Source organism: Pseudomonas veronii, assembly GCF_002028325.1.
Lineage (GTDB): Bacteria > Pseudomonadota > Gammaproteobacteria > Pseudomonadales > Pseudomonadaceae > Aquipseudomonas > Aquipseudomonas veronii.
The window spans coordinates 5,728,365-5,741,236 of the sequence record NZ_CP018420.1 but is presented as its reverse complement, the minus strand read 5'-3'; the positions used below and the strand labels follow the sequence as shown (position 1 = coordinate 5,741,236).

The following is a 12,872-nucleotide window of genomic DNA, read 5'->3' as shown; positions in this document are numbered from 1 at the left end:
AGGGCTTGAAGGCGACACTGTGGCTCAACCAGCGGAGCCTGTTATGAACCTTTTCCTGTATTTACTCACCGTGCTGATCTGGGGCACCACCTGGATCGCCCTCAAGTGGCAACTGGGCGTGGTGGCGATTCCCGTGTCGATTGTCTATCGCTTCGCCCTGGCGGCGTTGGTGTTGTTTGTGCTGTTGCTGCTCAGCCGCAAGTTGCAGGTGATGAACCGGCGCGGGCATCTGATCTGCCTGGCCCAGGGGTTGTGCCTGTTCTGTGTGAACTTCATGTGTTTTCTCACGGCCAGCCAGTGGATTCCCAGCGGGCTGGTGGCGGTGGTGTTTTCTACGGCGACGCTGTGGAATGCCCTGAATGCGCGGGTGTTTTTTGGCCAGCGGGTCGCGCGCAATGTGTTGATGGGCGGCGGCCTTGGCTTGCTGGGCTTGGGCCTGTTGTTCTGGCCGGAGCTGGCGGGGCACACCGCGAGCCCGCAGACCTTGCTCGGGCTGGGTTTGGCGCTGTTGGGGACGATGTGTTTTTCGGCTGGCAATATGCTTTCGAGCCTGCAGCAGAAGGCGGGGTTGCGGCCGTTGACTACCAATGCCTGGGGCATGGCATATGGTGCGGTGATGTTGGCGACCTATTGCGTGGTGCGCGGTATTCCGTTCGAGATGGACTGGAGTGCGCGGTATGTCGGGGCGTTGGGGTATTTGGTGATTCCGGGGTCGGTGATTGGGTTTACGGCGTATCTGACGCTGGTCGGGCGTATGGGGCCTGAGCGGGCGGCGTATTGCACGGTGTTGTTTCCGGTGGTGGCGCTGAATGTGTCGGCGTTTGCCGAGGGGTATCAGTGGACTGCGCCGGCGTTGGTGGGGTTGGTGTTGGTGATGGTGGGGAATGTGTTGGTGTTTCGTAGGGTTAGGGTGGCTTTGCCGGTGAATCCGGGCTTTAGGGCGAAGCAGGTCTGAGGTGGGAAGGGGGGTTAAGGTGGGAGGGGATTGCTTTAGGTGGGAGGGGGCTTGCCCCCGATAGCAGTGGGTCAGCTACAAATAAGTGACTGACCCACCGCTATCGGGGGCAAGCCCCCTCCCACATTTTCAGCATTTCAGTATTTTCAGCATTTTCAGCATTTCAGCATTTCAGCATTTCAGTATTTCAGTATTTCAGTATTTCAGTATTTCAGTATTTCAGTATTTATTGGGTTTGGTTGGGGGATCTGGGTTATTTGAGGCCTAGGCGCTTGGCCATGCGGCCTAGGTTGGCGCGGTCCAGGCCTAGTTCGCGGGCGGTGCTGGCCCAGTTGTGTTGGTGGCGTTCCAGGCAGGCGTTGATGACTTGGCGCTGGTAGTGTTCGGTGGCCTGGCGCAGGTCGCCGCTGGCGATGGCGGTGACTTCGGGTGGGGGGGCGATCGGCGCTGCGCTGACGTCGGGCAGGTCCAGGTCTTGGGCGCTCAGGCTGAGAATCTTCGGACGTTCGCGACAGTTTCCCAGGGCTTTCAGTGCGCTGCGTCCGATCAAATGTTCCAGCTCGCGCACATTGCCCGGCCAGTTGTAGGCCAGCAACGCGGCTTGGGCGTCGCTGCTCAGGCGCAGGCTGCCCAGGCCCATGCGTGAACGGTTCTGTTCGAGAAAGAACCCGGCCAGCAGCAACACGTCGCGCCCGCGCTCGCGTAGCGCCGGCACTTGCAGCGGGTAGACGCTGAGGCGGTGGTAGAAGTCGGCACGGTAGCGGCCGTTGCGCACTTCTTCGGCCAGGTCGCGGTTGGTGGCGGCGATCAGGCGCACGTCCACTTGATGTTCCTTGTCCGAGCCCAGGCGCTGCAGTTGACCGCTTTGCAGGACGCGCAGCAGCTTGGCCTGCACCGTCAACGACAGCTCGCCGACTTCGTCCAGAAACAACGTGCCGCCGTTGGCCAGTTCGAATTTGCCCCGGCGCTCGTTCAGCGCGCCGGTGAAGGCACCGCGCACGTGGCCGAACAGCTCGCTTTCCACCAGGGTTTCCGGCAGGGCGGCGCAGTTGAGGCTGATCAGCGGCTTGTCCGCACGGGACGATGCGGCGTGGATCGCCTGGGCTACCAGTTCCTTGCCGACCCCGGTTTCGCCGGTGATCAACACGGTGAGGTCGCTGCCGCCCACCAGGTTGATCTCTTCGACCAGGCGCTTGTGGGGCTTGCTCTGGCCGATCATCTCTTTGTGCTGCTGGCCGCTGGCCTGGCGGTAGATCTCGGCACGCTGGCGTTCGTCTTCGGCGCGCAATGCCAGGTGTTCAATGCGTTCGGCGACGTTGACCGTGGCGGCGGCGAGGCTGGCGAAGGCTTGCAGGGCATCCAGCTCGACCCGTTCGAAGCGCTCGGTGTCGAGGGCGTCCAGGGTCAGCAGGCCCCACGGTTTGTCATCGACATACAGCGGGCAGCCCATGCAGTCGTGAATTTCGAGGTGCCCGTGCAGGCCGTCCACCAGGCCGTCGTAGGGGTCGGGCAATTCACTGTCGCTGTCGAAACGCGTCGGGCCGGGGCTGCCAAGCAGCACGGCGAAACGCGGGTGTTCGCTGACCTTGAAGCGTCGGCCCAGGGTATCGGCGCTCAAGCCGTCCACTGCCAGCGGCACCAGCGACTCACCGTCCAGGCGCAACAGCGCGGCGGCGTCGCACGGCAGCAGGGCGCGCATGGCTTGCAACAGGCGGCGGTAACGCTCGCCTTCGGGCAGTTCGCGGGACAGGTCGGCGACCAGGGGGAGCAGGGTGGTGAGCAGCGATTGCGCAGTCATAATGACTCCTTGTAGTCCTTATGACTATAAGTCGTAGGAGGTCATACTGACTACATGTAATTTAACTTATTGAAATCAAACGATTTATTAGTTGGCATGAATACTGAGTACTCCAAGGCAATCAGTAAAGAAGCCCAGGAGGCTCCATGCTTAGTGCCCAAGACCGTGCCATCATCAAATCCACCGTGCCCCTGCTGGAAAGCGGCGGCGAAGCGCTGATCACCCATTTCTACCGCATGATGCTCTCCGAGTACCCGGAGGTGCGCCCGCTGTTCAACCAGGCGCACCAGGTCAGCGGCGACCAGCCCCGTGCCCTGGCCAATGGTGTGTTGATGTATGCACGACATATCGACCAGTTGGATCAACTGGGTGATCTGGTGGCGAAGATCATCAACAAACACGTGGCCTTGCAGATCCTGCCGGAACATTACCCGATCGTGGGGGCCTGCCTGCTGCGTGCGATTTCCGAAGTGTTGGGCAGCGAGATTGCCACTCCCGAGGTGATGAGCGCCTGGGGCGCGGCCTACGGTCAGTTGGCGGACATCCTGATCGGCGCCGAAGCTGCGATCTATGATGAGAAAGCCCAGGCACCGGGCGGCTGGCGAGGAGCGCGGCCGTTCAAGCTGGTCAAGCGCGTGGAGGAAAGTGCCGAAATCACGTCCTTCTATTTCGCCCCGCTGGACAACGGCCCGATCCTCGCCGCCGAGCCCGGTCAGTACATTGGTATGACGCTGCTGCTCGATGGCGAAGAAGTGCGCCGCAACTATTCCTTGTCGGCCCTCAGCGATGCCGGCCAATACCGCATCAGCGTCAAGCGTGAAGCCGGTGGGCGGGTGTCCAACTACCTGCATGATCAATTGCAGGTCGGCGCGACGATCGACCTGTTCCCGCCAGCGGGCGAGTTCACCCTGGCCGCCAGCCATAAACCGCTGGTGCTGATCAGCGGCGGGGTGGGCATCACGCCAACACTGCCGATGCTCGAAGCGGCCCTGGCCACCCAGCGTCCGGTGCATTTTATCCACTGCGCGCGTAACGGCGGGGTGCATGCGTTTCGGGAATGGGTCGACGCCCTGGCGGCCAAGCATCCGCAGCTCAAGCGCTTCTACTGCTATGACGAGGACGATGGCGTGAGCCCGGCAGGCGACACCGTGGGCCTGCTGAGCCAGGAACAACTGGCGGCGTGGTTGCCTGAGCAGCGCGACCTGGATGCGTACTTCCTCGGCCCTAAAGGCTTCATGGCCGCAGTCAAGCGCCACCTCAAGGCCTTGGGCGTACCCGAAAAACAAAGCCGCTACGAATTCTTCGGCCCAGCCGCCGCCCTCGAATAACCCCCCCACACCCACACACCCATACACCCACACACCTGTAGGAGCGAGCTTGCTCGCGAAGAACGTCAACGATAACGCCCGCATCCTGGATGACCGCAGCGTCTTTGAGTTCTTCGCGAGCAAGCTCGCTCCTACAAGTGGCATATTAAACGCCACCTCAAGGCCATGGGCGTACCCGAAAAACAAAGCCGCTACGAATTCTTCGGCCCCCCACACACCCATTACACCTGTAGGAGCGAGCTTGCTCGCGAAGAACGTCAACGATAACGCCCGTGCATCCTGGATGACCGCAGCGTCTTTGAGTTCTTCGCGAGCAAGCTCGCTCCTACAAGTGGCGTATTAATCCGCCGTTAACCCCCTTCTGTTTAAACCACTCTCTGTGTGTAAACTTGCCGCCACAGGCACAACCAAACAAAGGGATACGGAGATGAGTGACGAATTGCGTTTAGGCAGGGAGCGGCGCTTTCTGGTGTTGCTGGGCATCATCTGCCTGGCGCTGATCGGCGGTGCGCTGTACATGCAGGTGGTGTTGGGCGAAGCGCCGTGCCCGCTGTGTATCCTGCAGCGCTATGCCTTGCTGTTGATTGCCGTTTTTGCGTTTATTGGTGCGGCTATGCGCAACAAAGGGGCGATCACGCTGTTTGAAGGGTTGGTGGTGCTCAGTGCCTTGGGCGGTGTGGCGGCTGCCGGTCACCATGTGTACACCCAGTTCTTCCCCGAGGTCAGTTGCGGCGTGGATGTGCTGCAACCGATCGTTGACGGCCTGCCCCTGGCCAAGGTGTTTCCGCTGGTCTTCCAGGTCGACGGCTTCTGCAGCACGCCGTACCCGCCGGTGCTCGGTCTGTCGCTGGCGCAGTGGGCGCTGGTGGCGTTCGTGCTGACGGTGATCCTGGTGCCCCTGGGTATCTATCGCAATCGCCAACGCAAAGCCTGAGCCGTTCACTGAAACGCCCCGGTCTTTCTCAAGGGAAAGCCGGGGCGTTTTTGTTTGTAGGGATTTTTGAAGGGACAGTGACGCGGGACAATTTTGACGGCGCGCGGTGTGCGACATGTTGTCACACAGGCGCTGTCGCAGGGCGTTTCCGAGCCGTCGCAACGCCGCGTGAATTTGCCCATGGCCGTTAATGTGTGCTGTCAGTTCATCGTTTGAGCAACACCGCGAATAGCGCGCCGTTCGCGGCTTTCGGTGGTCAGCGAGTGCCCTGTTTTATGGGGGCTTGGAGCGCTTTTTCAGGCCCTTACGGCGGGTAAGGGGTGTGGCAGTTTGCCCTATAACACGGCATTTTTTGTGGTTTTTGTTGAGAATCCAACGCGATAAGATCGCGAACCTTTGCAAAATAGGTGAAGGATTATTGCTGGAATCGATAAAAATTATTTCTTTATAAGACATGGTTTATAGATCGCTAGCTAACTACAATCGCCCGCACTGAATGTCCGGTGCTGTTCAATATTTGAGCATTGGAGCGGTCGAGGGGCAGATGGATGGCTCTGTGCGACCCCAGGTTCCGGCAGCCTTTCAACTATCCGCACCAAATGGAATTGGTCTGTAACAAGGCCTTTAACCACGAAATCGAATAAGAACTCACCGCAGGTCCGCGAACCGTCCAATCAGGGCGCACGGGCAGGCTCTTATTCAATCGAAGAGAAATGCCAACCCTTGGCAGGGTGAAGTGTTGGCGATCAAAACCCAACTGCATTGCGCAAGCTGCTTTAGAGGTCGTGAGATGAGTAAAAACAGGTACCCCCGATTACTAGGCTTTTTGCCGCTGCTTGGCATGATGTTAATGCTGGGAGGCTGCAAGTGGTCCTTGCTCGACCCAAAAGGACAGGTCGGTCTGGATGAACGCAACCTGATCATCACTGCCACCCTGCTGATGTTGCTGGTCGTGGTCCCTGTGATCATCATGACCTTCGCCTTCGCCTGGAAATACCGCGCGTCGAACACCAAGGCGACTTACGCGCCGAAGTGGTCGCACTCCACCAAGATTGAAATCGCGGTGTGGCTGGTTCCGATCCTCATCATCATTGCCCTGGGTTATGTGACCTACAAGTCCACCCACGCGCTGGACCCGTACCGTCCGCTGGACTCCGAGGTCAAGCCGATCAATATCGAAGTGGTCGCGCTGGACTGGAAGTGGCTGTTCATCTACCCGGACCTGGGTATCGCCACCGTCAACAAGATCGTGTTCCCGGAACATACCCCGGTTAACTTCAAGATCACCTCCGACACTGTGATGAACTCGTTCTTCATCCCAGGCCTGGGTGGCCAGATCTACGCGATGGCCGGCATGCAGACCAAGCTGCACCTGATCGCCAACCAGAAAGCTGAAATGGACGGCATCTCCGCCAACTATAGCGGCGCAGGTTTCACCGGCATGAAATTCAAAGCGATCTCGACGAGCCAGGAAGAATTCGACGCCTGGGTAGCCGAAGTCAAGGCCGCACCTAAACAGCTTGATCAAGCTGAATACGAAGCCCTTGCCAAACCAAGCCAGAACAACCCAGTCGCGCTGTACTCCACTTACACGCCTGACCTGTTTCAGAAAGTCGTCGACAAGTACGAAGGCATGAAACCAGGCAAGCCGGTCAAGCACGAGAAGAAAGAAGTGGCTGCGGTTGAAGGTTCTGACACGGGCTCGCATTCAACTGCTGGGGCAGAGGAGTAAACGATGTTTGGTAAATTAAGTTGGGATGCGGTCCCGTTCCACGAGCCGATTGTGATGATTACCATCGCCATGATCGCGCTGGGTGGTCTGGCACTGGTTGGGGGTATCACTTACTTCAAGAAGTGGGCCTACTTGTGGACTGAGTGGCTGACTTCGGTCGACCACAAGAAAATCGGTGTGATGTACATCGTCGTTGCCATGGTCATGCTGCTGCGTGGTTTTGCCGACGCCATCATGATGCGTACCCAGTTGGCCATGGCCACTGAGGGCGCGCCAGGCTACCTGCCGCCTGAACACTATGACCAGATCTTCACCGCTCACGGTGTGATCATGATCATCTTCATGGCGATGCCTTTCTTCACCGGCCTGATGAACCTTGCAGTGCCGCTGCAGATCGGTGCCCGCGACGTTGCCTACCCGTTCCTGAACTCCCTGAGCTTCTGGCTGCTGGTGTCTGGCGTGGTGCTGATCAACGTGTCCCTGGGCGTCGGCGAATTCGCCAAGACCGGTTGGGTTGCGTATCCGCCATTGTCGGGCCTGAAATACAGTCCGGGCGTGGGTGTGGACTACTACATCTGGGCGCTACAGTTATCAGGGCTCGGGACGACGCTGACGGGGGTCAACTTCCTGGCCACCGTGCTGAAAATGCGCGCCCCTGGCATGAAGATGATGGACATGCCGATCTTCACCTGGACCTGCACCTGGGCCAACGTGCTGATCGTGGCTTCGTTCCCGATCCTCACCGCTACGCTGGCACTGCTGTCGCTTGACCGTTACCTGGATTTCCACATTTTCACCAACGAACTTGGTGGCAATCCAATGATGTACGTGAACCTGTTCTGGGCATGGGGTCACCCTGAGGTGTACATCCTGATCCTGCCAGCGTTCGGTATCTTCTCCGAAGTGATCTCGACCTTTACCGGCAAGCGCCTGTTCGGTCACCACTCGATGGTCTACGCCTCCGGTGCGATCTCGGTACTGGGCTTCATGGTGTGGCTGCACCACTTCTTCACCATGGGTTCGGGGGCCAGCGTCAACGCCTTCTTCGGCCTGGCGACGATGCTGATTTCGATCCCGACGGGGGTGAAGCTATTCAACTGGCTGTTCACCATCTACCACGGCCGTCTGCGTATGACCAGCCAGGTTGTGTGGACACTGGGCTTCATGGTGACCTTCGCCATCGGCGGTATGACCGGCGTACTGCTGGCCATCCCGGGTGCTGACTTCGTGCTGCACAACAGCTTGTTCGTGATCGCTCACTTCCACAACGTGATCATTGGCGGTGCGGTATTCGGTTACATCGCTGGTTTCAGCTTCTTCTTCCCGAAAGCGTTTGGCTTCAAGCTGCACGACGGTTGGGGCAAGGCTGCATTCTGGTTCTGGATCTCGGGCTTCTTCGTCGCGTTCATGCCGCTCTATGCACTGGGCTTCATGGGCATGACCCGTCGTCTGAACGCCACCACCAACCCTGAGTGGGTGCCGTACCTGTACGTCGCCATGATCGGTGCGGTGCTGATCGCGGTGGGTATCGCCTGCCAACTGATCCAGCTGTATGTCAGCGTGCGTGATCGCAAGCAGAACATGTGCGAATCGGGCGACCCATGGAACGGCCACACCCTGGAATGGTCGACTTCGTCGCCACCTCCGTTCTACAACTTCGCCGTGATTCCTACTGCGAACACCATCGATGCGTTCACCGAAGCCAAGGAAGACGGTACTGCGTACCAGCGGCCTAAGCACTACGAACCGATCCACATGCCAAACAACACCGCCACTGGCGTGGTGATGGGTGCGCTGTTGACCGTGTTCGGTTTCGCGATGATCTGGCACATCTGGTGGCTGGCAATCGTGAGCCTGGTGGGCACCATCGGCTACTTCATTGTCCACGCTGCACGTGATGATCAAGGCTACATGGTGCCGGTCGAAACGATCGAGCGCATCGAAGCCGAGCAGCACGCTCGCCTGGTGGCCGAGAAGAAGATCCCGGCCAACCGTGTAGAAACCTCGTTGGAACAGGCTTAAACCATGTCGAACTTAGTGACCAATGCTGGACACGCCCATGTCGATGACCATGGGCACGATGACCATCACCACGACTCGGGCCCGGTAACCGTCTACGGTTTCTGGCTCTACCTGATGACCGACTGCATCTTGTTTGCGTCGATCTTCGCGGTGTACGCGGTACTGGTAAACAACGTAGCGGGTGGCCCGGCGGGCCACGACATCTTCGAACTGCCTTACGTGCTCGGCGAAACCGCCTTGCTGTTGTTCAGTTCGATCACCTACGGCTTCGCCATGTTGTCCTTCTACAAGGGCAACAAGCAGGGCGTACTGACCTGGTTGGGCCTGACCTTCCTGTTCGGCCTGGGCTTCATCGGCATGGAGATCAACGAGTTCCACCTGCTGATCTCCGAAGGCTACGGCCCTAGCCGCAGCGGCTTCCTGTCGGCGTTCTTCACGCTGGTGGGGACCCACGGTCTGCACGTGACATCTGGCCTGATCTGGATGGCGATGATGATGTATCAGGTCAATAAACACGGCCTGACCAACACCAACAAGACTCGCCTGAACTGCCTGAGCCTGTTCTGGCACTTCCTGGATGTGGTCTGGATCTGCGTATTCACCGTCGTCTACTTGATGGGGACCCTGTAATGGCTAATGCACACTCCCATGACAGCCATGATGCGAGTCACGGCAGCGTAAAGACTTACGCTATCGGCTTCATCCTGTCGGTCATCCTGACCCTGATCCCGTTCGGCCTGGTGATGTACCCAACCTTGCCGAAGTCGATCACCTTGATGATCGTCCTGGCGTTCGCGGTGATTCAGGTCCTGGTTCACCTGGTGTACTTCCTGCACCTGGACCGCTCCGAGGCCCAGCGCGAGAACGTGATTGCGTTCGTGTTCGCAGGCCTGGTGATCGTTCTGCTGGTTGGTCTGTCGCTGTGGATCATGTTCAGCATCCACACCTACATGATGGCGAAGTGAGGTAAGACCCGATGTCGCTTAAGCACTTTATCCAAATCACCAAACCGGGGATCATTTTCGGTAACGTGCTTTCTGTGGCAGGCGGCTTCTTCCTGGCCTCCAAGGGACATGTCGATCTGGCCATCTTCCTGGCCGCCATGATCGGCACGTCCCTGGTGGTAGCTTCCGGTTGTGTGTTCAACAACTGCATCGACCGCGACATCGATATCAAGATGGAACGCACCAAGAATCGCGTGCTGGTCCAGGGCCTTATCTCCCTGAAACTGGCACTGCTGTTCGCGACCGTCCTGGGTGTTGCCGGCGTGGTGTTGTTGTACAAGGTGGCCAACCCGTTGGCGGCGCTGTTTGCCGTGATCGGCTTTGTCATCTATGTCGGCCTCTACAGCCTGTACCTCAAGCGCAAGTCGGTTCACGGCACGCTGGTGGGCAGTCTGTCGGGGGCGATGCCGCCGGTGATTGGTTATGTGGCTGTGACCAATAGCTTCGACATGGCCGCGCTGGTGCTGCTGGTGATGTTCAGCCTGTGGCAGATGCCGCATTCCTATGCCATCGCGATCTTCCGTTTCAACGACTACCTGGCTGCGTCGATTCCGGTTCTGCCGGTCAAGCGCGGCATCCAGGTGGCCAAGAAACACATCCTGCTGTACATCCTGGCCTTCCTCGTGGCGACCTTGATGTTGACCTTCAGTGGCTACGCCGGCATGAGCTACCTTGCCGTCGCCGCCGCCATGGGCATGTACTGGTTGTACATGGCCTGGACCGGCTACAAGGCGGTGGACGACACCGTCTGGGCACGCAAGCTGTTCGTGTTCTCGATCTTCACCATCACCGCGCTCAGCGTGATGATGTCCCTGGATTTCCAGGTGCCGAGAGAGCTGTTGCTGACCTACGCGCCCTGAGTGGTTCCAAGCAGTGAACAAGCCCCGCCTTCGTGAGAAGCGCGGGGCTTTTTCTTGGGCGCGGGATTAAATCGGCCGGCGCCTTTCTCGTCATACCTCACTGTACGAGCTGTGCGAATCCATTACCCGCGTACAAGGAGTTGTCACCATGATCAGCGTTAGTCGTCGGTCCCTTCTCGCCTTGGGCGCGGCCTTGCCCTTGCTCGGGCGCCTGGACTGGGCAGTCGCCAGCCCACCGCCGGCAAAGGCTGAGAAGGTGCGGCTCAACTACAACGAAAGCCCCTACGGCCCCTCGGGCGCCGCCCGCGAGGCGATGCAGGACGCGATTGCCACGGCCGGGCGTTATCCCTACGGCCACATGTACGCTCTGGCCGCGTTGTTTGCCCGGCAGCAGGGGATTGCCGAAGCACAGGTGGCGGTGTTTTCCGGCTCCATGGCGGCGCTGCGCTATGCGGTGTTGGCGTTTACCGGCGAAAGCCGCGGCCTGGTGATGGCCACGCCGTCCTACGAGGTGCCGCGCCAGGCGGCCGAGGCGAGCCGGGCGCCGGTGCAGGAAGTGAGCCTCACGGCCGAGCACGCCCACGACATCCCCGCGATGCTCGCCGCCGATCCCCAGGCGGGCATGCTCTACCTGTGCAACCCGAATAACCCCACCGGTACCCTGACGTCCACCGAGGCCATCCGCCACGCGCTGGCGAACAAACCCCAAGGCAGCGTGCTGGTGGTGGACGAGGCGTACATCGACTTCGCCGACGCTCCCAGCTGTGTCAGTTGGGTCAAGGAACACGACGACCTGCTGGTGTTGCGCACCTTCTCGAAAATCTACGGCATGGCCGGCGCGCGCGTGGGCCTGGCGATCGGCGCCCCGGCGTTGCTGGCACGCCTCGCGGTGTTCGGGGGCGATAACGTCCCTGCCGGCAGCGGCTTGCTCGGCGCGCAGGCCAGCCTCGAAGACGTCAAGCTGTTGCCGCAACGCAAGGCCCTGAACGCGCAACTGCGCGAGGAGACCGTCGCCTGGCTCAAGGCCCGTGGGTTCACCTGCACGCTGTCGCAGAGCAACTGCTTCATGATCGACGTGAAGCAACCGGCGGAGCAAGTGATCGAGAAACTGGCCGCGCAAGGTGTGATGATCGGCCGCGTATGGAAGAGTTGGCCGCAGTGGGTGCGGGTGACGGTGGGGAACACGCACGAGATGGAGCGGTTTCGCGAGGTGTTTGCGGCGCAGGTCCAGCGCAGCGTTTAACCCAACACAAAACCAATGTGGGAGGGAGCAGTCCCCCTCCCACATTGGGTTCTGCGGTACTACTGCTGCGCGATGCTGTACCCATCGAACGCGGTCTGCTGCTGCAACGCCGTGATCACGCTCTTGCGGCTCAATGGCTGTTCGGCGCCGGCGTTATCCACAAAACTCTCGACTTCCAACTCGGCGTCATCGCCTTCACCCACGAAGCTGAAACCCAGGAACTCGAACGCTTCACGGTCGACATTGAGCTTCGAGCGCGGCGTGCGCAGCGGCAGGGTGACGCTGATGCCATCCTTGCTGATCACAAACACTTCGGCGTCTTTCTTCGGCCGCGCGGCCTTGCCCTTGCCGGCGCTCGGGTTGCTGATGGCCTGGTGGGACTGGTTCAACACCTTGAGGGCCAGGCCGTAGACCAGCTCCTGAAACGCCGGGTCGTCCTTGAAGCTGGACAGGATGCGGCTGATCGAGAACTTGCTGCTCAGGTCTTCCAGGGCGATGTTGTCGGCGGCTTCGGCGTCCTTGAGCTGCTTGAGTTGGCCCATCAGGTCGTAGGCCTTGTCGTCGTCGAAGGCATCGTGGGCCTGGCGGATGGCCACGCGCAACTCGCGGATCTGGTCGCTTTCCTTGGAGGTGTGGAACGCGTCCAGCACCATCTCGCTGATGATCTTGGCCGCTGGCACATGCTGTGAAAGATTGATGGCGTTTTCGTATTCAGCTTTGGATTGCAAGGCGACTACGGATTCTTCGGCGGATTCAGCGGTGTAGGAATCGGGCATTGAAATTTCACTACTTCAGTAAACAGGGACAAAAAAGCGTCGGGCATTTTCGGCGGGGAGGGGGGGCAGGTCAAGGCAGCACAATGCCCTTATTGCGACGCAAGGCGGCCAGCGCCCGCAAAACAGACCTACGGTCAGCCCGCATGCCCAACAGGCTGCCGATGATCGCGCCGCCCGCCCAGGCGCCGCTCGACAGTCTCGACGGTGCCAGCGCCAGTGT

At 59.7% G+C, this 12,872-nt stretch carries 11 protein-coding genes and 1 pseudogene; 9 read left to right on the top strand and 3 right to left on the bottom strand.

The features are described 5' to 3' along the window. Positions 1-43: 43 nt before the first annotated feature. Positions 44-955, top strand: coding sequence for a DMT family transporter (locus tag PverR02_RS26320; protein ID WP_046382104.1), 912 nt, complete (start codon positions 44-46; stop codon positions 953-955). Between the two features lie 253 nt (positions 956-1,208). Here PverR02_RS26320 and norR read toward each other — a convergent pair whose 3' ends face one another. After that, on the bottom strand, positions 1,209-2,753 hold the full coding sequence (gene norR / locus PverR02_RS26315; protein ID WP_079444677.1) for a nitric oxide reductase transcriptional regulator NorR: 1,545 nt from the start codon (positions 2,751-2,753) through the stop codon (positions 1,209-1,211). A 146-nt stretch (positions 2,754-2,899) separates the two neighbouring features. Between norR and hmpA the strand changes: the two genes are divergently transcribed. After that, complete coding sequence (hmpA, locus tag PverR02_RS26310) at positions 2,900-4,081, top strand: NO-inducible flavohemoprotein (RefSeq protein ID WP_079444676.1); 1,182 nt, start codon at positions 2,900-2,902, stop codon at positions 4,079-4,081. A 427-nt stretch (positions 4,082-4,508) separates the two neighbouring features. Further along, positions 4,509-5,015: a disulfide bond formation protein B gene (locus tag PverR02_RS26305; RefSeq protein WP_017846721.1), complete on the top strand. Its 507-nt coding sequence runs from the start codon at positions 4,509-4,511 to the stop codon at positions 5,013-5,015. Positions 5,016-5,488: 473 nt separating this feature from the next. Here the strand turns inward: PverR02_RS26305 and PverR02_RS32965 are convergent. Next, a pseudogene (locus PverR02_RS32965) lies at positions 5,489-5,778 on the bottom strand (hypothetical protein). 27 nt (positions 5,779-5,805) lie between these two features. Here PverR02_RS32965 and cyoA point away from each other — a divergent pair. From cyoA to ptaA, 6 genes are all read left to right on the top strand, one after another. Continuing rightward, the gene (gene cyoA / locus PverR02_RS26295) at positions 5,806-6,747 is read left to right on the top strand and encodes a ubiquinol oxidase subunit II (RefSeq protein ID WP_026139992.1); all 942 of its coding nucleotides are present in this window, start codon (positions 5,806-5,808) and stop codon (positions 6,745-6,747) included. Between the two features lie 3 nt (positions 6,748-6,750). After that, a complete protein-coding gene (gene cyoB, locus PverR02_RS26290) occupies positions 6,751-8,769 on the top strand; it encodes a cytochrome o ubiquinol oxidase subunit I (protein ID WP_079444675.1) in 2,019 nt (672 codons plus the stop codon). 3 nt (positions 8,770-8,772) lie between these two features. Then, positions 8,773-9,399 carry a cytochrome o ubiquinol oxidase subunit III gene (locus PverR02_RS26285; RefSeq protein ID WP_017846724.1) on the top strand — a complete coding sequence of 209 codons (627 nt, stop codon included), beginning with the start codon at positions 8,773-8,775 and terminating at the stop codon, positions 9,397-9,399. Next, positions 9,399-9,734, top strand: coding sequence for a cytochrome o ubiquinol oxidase subunit IV (cyoD, locus tag PverR02_RS26280; protein WP_017846725.1), 336 nt, complete (start codon positions 9,399-9,401; stop codon positions 9,732-9,734). Before PverR02_RS26285 ends, cyoD begins: the two co-directional genes overlap by 1 nt. Before the next feature lie 11 nt (positions 9,735-9,745). Continuing rightward, positions 9,746-10,633, top strand: a complete 888-nt coding sequence (gene cyoE, locus PverR02_RS26275; RefSeq protein WP_017846726.1) for a heme o synthase — start codon at positions 9,746-9,748, stop codon at positions 10,631-10,633. A gap of 148 nt (positions 10,634-10,781) precedes the next feature. Continuing rightward, positions 10,782-11,876 carry a pyoverdine biosynthesis transaminase PtaA gene (ptaA, locus tag PverR02_RS26270; RefSeq protein WP_079444674.1) on the top strand — a complete coding sequence of 365 codons (1,095 nt, stop codon included), beginning with the start codon at positions 10,782-10,784 and terminating at the stop codon, positions 11,874-11,876. A 59-nt stretch (positions 11,877-11,935) separates the two neighbouring features. Here the strand turns inward: ptaA and PverR02_RS26265 are convergent, their stop codons facing one another. Further along, positions 11,936-12,652: a hypothetical protein gene (locus PverR02_RS26265; RefSeq protein WP_046382109.1), complete on the bottom strand. Its 717-nt coding sequence runs from the start codon at positions 12,650-12,652 to the stop codon at positions 11,936-11,938. Positions 12,653-12,872: the final 220 nt, after the last annotated feature.